The 1,049-nt window shown below is 56.0% G+C and carries 2 rRNA genes; both read right to left on the bottom strand.

Features of this window, described 5'->3' with window-relative positions:
- Window positions 1–113 precede the first annotated feature (113 nt).
- Window positions 114–235: ribosomal RNA gene (gene rrf, locus AUR66_RS03950) — 5S ribosomal RNA — on the bottom strand.
- Window positions 236–341: 106 nt separating this feature from the next.
- Window positions 342–1,049: ribosomal RNA gene (locus AUR66_RS21750) — 23S ribosomal RNA — on the bottom strand; the annotation flags it as partial.

Below are 1,049 nucleotides of genomic sequence, written 5' to 3'. Positions count from 1 at the left end.
CCACGAGTGCTGCGGCTCACGAGTCCTGAACCGAACGCGAGTGGTGAAGCCACTCGCCGTAAATGAAGAAAGCCCACCGGACGCGTGTCCGGTGGGCTTTCGATGCATATGAGTAGGGGCGGCGAACTGGATTTCCCAGAGGATCGCTCACTCCAGTACTGACCAGAACGCAGGTGAGCTTAACTTCCGTGTTCGGGATGGGTACGGGTGGAACCTCACCGCTCTGGCCGCCTTAATTCCGATCGATGGAATCGAACCATCGTCATACCAATATCGGTGGCGTCTGACTAATGTACGTGCAATCCAGTTTGCGCCTGGACCCGTTCCCGGATCTCAGTGCGTATGAATGTGGCTTGGTCTGTTAGTGCTCGCGGGCTGAACAACTCGTTGCCTCGTTGCGTACACCCCGAGTCTATCGAACTCGTCTTCTACGAGTGACCTCAGTGGAACTTCTTTTCCGTGTAGGTTTCGAGCTTAGATGCTTTCAGCTCTTACCCTGCGGTGCGTAGCTGCCCGGCAACTGCCCTCTCGGACAACCGGTACACCAGTGGCACCCATTCGTAGTTCCTCTCGTACTATACGAACGTTCACGTCATGTTCCTAAACACCCCCAATAGATAGCAGCCGACCTGTCTCACGACGGTCTAAACCCAGCTCACGACCTCCTTTAATAGGCGAACAACCTCACCCTTGCCCGCTTCTGCACGGGCAGGATGGAGGGAACCGACATCGAGGTAGCAAGCCACCGGGTCGATATGTGCTCTTGCCGGTGACGACTCTGTTATCCCTAAGGTAGCTTTTCTGTCATCTACGGGTCCCATGAATGAACCTCGTAGGTTCGCTAGACCACGCTTTCGCGTCAGCGACACTCGTTGGGAATGTCACTGTCAGACTTCCGTTTGCTCTTGCGCTCTTCCACGAGTTTCCGACTCGCGTGAGGAAATCTTTGGGCGCGCTCGATATCTTTTCGAGCGCGTACCGCCCCAGTCAAACTGCCCGGCTACCGGTGTCCTCCGCCAGGAGTGAGAGTCGCAGTCACTAACGGGTAG

It is taken from the genome of Haloferax profundi, assembly GCF_001469865.1.
In the GTDB taxonomy this organism is placed as follows: Archaea; Halobacteriota; Halobacteria; order Halobacteriales; family Haloferacaceae; genus Haloferax; species Haloferax profundi.
The sequence above is the reverse complement of the archived record's forward strand: the minus strand, read 5'-3'. Positions and strand labels throughout refer to the sequence as shown.